3 protein-coding genes and 1 pseudogene are annotated in these 2318 nt (G+C 69.5%); 1 reads left to right on the plus strand and 3 read right to left on the minus strand.

From position 1 onward, the window contains the following. The 3 genes and pseudogenes from L995_RS25285 to L995_RS25295 all read right to left on the minus strand — a co-directional run. Nucleotides 1–249: pseudogene (locus tag L995_RS25285) on the minus strand (bifunctional pyr operon transcriptional regulator/uracil phosphoribosyltransferase PyrR); the annotation flags it as partial. Continuing rightward, the gene (gene ruvX / locus L995_RS25290; protein WP_016447930.1) at nucleotides 246–704 is read right to left on the minus strand and encodes a Holliday junction resolvase RuvX; all 459 of its coding nucleotides are present in this window, start codon (nucleotides 702–704) and stop codon (nucleotides 246–248) included. The gene ruvX and the pseudogene L995_RS25285, both read right to left, overlap by 4 nt. Next, on the minus strand, nucleotides 701–1300 hold the full coding sequence (locus L995_RS25295; protein WP_012203507.1) for a YqgE/AlgH family protein: 600 nt from the start codon (nucleotides 1298–1300) through the stop codon (nucleotides 701–703). The genes ruvX and L995_RS25295 overlap by 4 nt, the downstream gene beginning before the upstream one ends. 24 nt (nucleotides 1301–1324) lie before the next feature. Here L995_RS25295 and L995_RS25300 point away from each other — a divergent pair. Further along, nucleotides 1325–2318 (plus strand): cryptochrome/photolyase family protein (locus tag L995_RS25300; RefSeq protein WP_047474099.1); only part of this gene is annotated, 994 nt, incomplete at its 3' end.

A 2318-nucleotide genomic window follows, 5' to 3' on the forward strand; every position in this document is an offset into this window, starting at 1 on the left:
CGTCTGGGCGCTGGTGGCCATGCCGCGCTGCGCGAAGTCGTCGCGGTGCAGGGCCGAGGACAGCACGCTGGGGTTGCCGGGCAGGTTCAGGTCCTTGTGCAGCCGCTCCACCAGCCAGGCGCCGCCCGAGGTGATGCCGGCCAGGCGGGTTTCAGGCCCCATGAGGCTGCGCACGCCGCGCAGCAGTTCGCGGTACAGGGCCTCGGCGTCCAGCACCAGACTGCCGGCTCCCGCAATGGATTCACTCATGGAAGACTCCTCAAAAACTGTTCAAGAATGATGCAGGCCGAGGCCGCATCGGCATCCCTTGCGCCACCGGCCAGGGCCTCGGTGGTGCTGTAGCGCTCGTCCACCTCGTAGACAGGCAGGCCGAAGCGGCTCTTGAGCTGGCGGCCGAATTTCTTCGCCCGCGCCGTGTTCTCGTGCGCATTGCCGTCGGGGTGGTAGGGCACGCCGATGACCAGGGCATCGGGCTGCCACTCCTTGATGCGCTCGCCGGCCTGGGCCAGGCGGGCCTCGCCGGCCTCGGCGCGGATGGTGGGCAGCGGGTTGGCCGAGCGCAGCAGGCGCGTGCCCACGGCGCAGCCCGTGCGCTTGGCCCCGAAATCGAAGGCCACGAAACTCTGGAAATGGGAGGGAACGGTGGGCGGCACGGCCGTGCCGGCTGCCGCTGCTGCCTGGGACTCGGGAGCGGGCAGGCTCATGCGCGCCCCGCTTCGGGCGAGATCATCCAGCGCTGCAGGCCCAGCAGGCCCAGGGCGCGGTCATAGCGGTCGTCGACCGGGGTATCGAAGATGACGTTGGCGTCGGCGCCCACCGTGAGCCAGGCGTTTTCGGCCAGCTCCGACTCCAGCTGGCCCTCGCCCCAGGAGGCATAGCCCAGGGTGACCAGCAGGCGCTTGGGGCCTGCGCCGTCGGACAGGGCTTCGAGCACGTCCTTGGAGGTGGTCATCTCCAGGCCGCCGGGAATGGTCATGGTCGAGGCGTAGGCGGACTCGTCGTCGGGCGCGCCTTCGATCACCATGGGATCGTGCAGCACGAAGCCGCGATCGGTCTGTACGGGCCCGCCGTTGAAGACGCGGTTGCCGCGAAGGTCCTCGCGGCCCAGGGCCAGATCCACCTTTTCCAGCAGGCCTTCCAGCGTAAGCTGCGAGGGCTTGTTGATAATCAGACCGAGCGCACCGCGCTCGCTGTGTTCGCACAGGTAGATCACACTGCGCGAGAACGCTTCGTCTTCCAGGCCAGGCATGGCAATCAGGAAGTGGTGCGTCAGATTGATAGGCGCAGTTTCAGCAGACATAACGACGGATTTTACCGGCGATCCATGCCACCTTCTTACCCTGTGGGCTTGGTCTGGCTGCGGCGCGACCTGCGCCTGTCCGACCATGCCGCCCTCTACCATGCGCTGCGCCAGTGCCGGCAGGTGCATTGCGTGTTCATCTTCGACGACGACATCCTCGCCCCCCTGCCCCGTGCCGACCGGCGCGTGGAGTTCATCTGCCAGAGCCTGACGGGCCTGGACGATGCGCTGCGCGAGGCCTCGGGCCGCGCCGACACCGGCCTCATCGTGCGCCGCGGCCGGCCCGCTGAGCAGATCCCGGCCCTGGCCAGGCAGCTCGGCGCCCAGGCCGTGTTCTGCAACTGGGACGACGAGCCCGACGCCCTGTCCCGCGACGCCCGCGTGCGCCAGGCCCTGGCCGCCGAGGGCGTGGCCCTGCACAGCTTCAAGGACCACATGGTCTTTGCGCGCGACGAGGTGCTGACCCAGGCCGGCGCGCCGTTCTCGGTGTTCACGCCGTACAAGAACGCCTGGCTGCGCCAGGTCACGCCCTTCTTCCTGTCCGCCTACCCCAGCGAGCGCGACCTGCCCGAGCGCCTGGCGCCACGCCCCGAAGGCGAGCGCCGCGCCGTGCCCACGGCAGCCGACCTGGGCTTCGAAGCCGGCACGCTGGACGGCCTGCGCCTGCCCACGGGCTGCGCTGGCGCCGAGGAACTGCTGGCCGACTTCCTGCCGCGCCTGCCGCGCTACAAGCAGGCGCGCGACTTTCCCGCCGTCAAGGGCCCCAGCTACCTGAGCGTGCACCTGCGCTTCGGCACGGTCTCCATCCGCCGCCTGGCAAGGCTGGCCTGGGAGCAGACGCAGCAGCAGCCGCACGACAGCGAGGGAGCCGCCACCTGGCTGTCCGAGCTGATCTGGCGCGACTTCTATTTCCAGATCCTGGCCCACCATCCGCACGTGGTGCACGCCAGCTTCAAGCCCGCCTACGACGCCATCGTGTGGGATACCGGCCCCGAGGCCGATGCGCTGTACGACGCGG

The sequence above is a fragment of the Delftia sp. ZNC0008 genome, from assembly GCF_000799035.1.
Lineage (GTDB): Bacteria > Pseudomonadota > Gammaproteobacteria > Burkholderiales > Burkholderiaceae_C > Comamonas > Comamonas tsuruhatensis.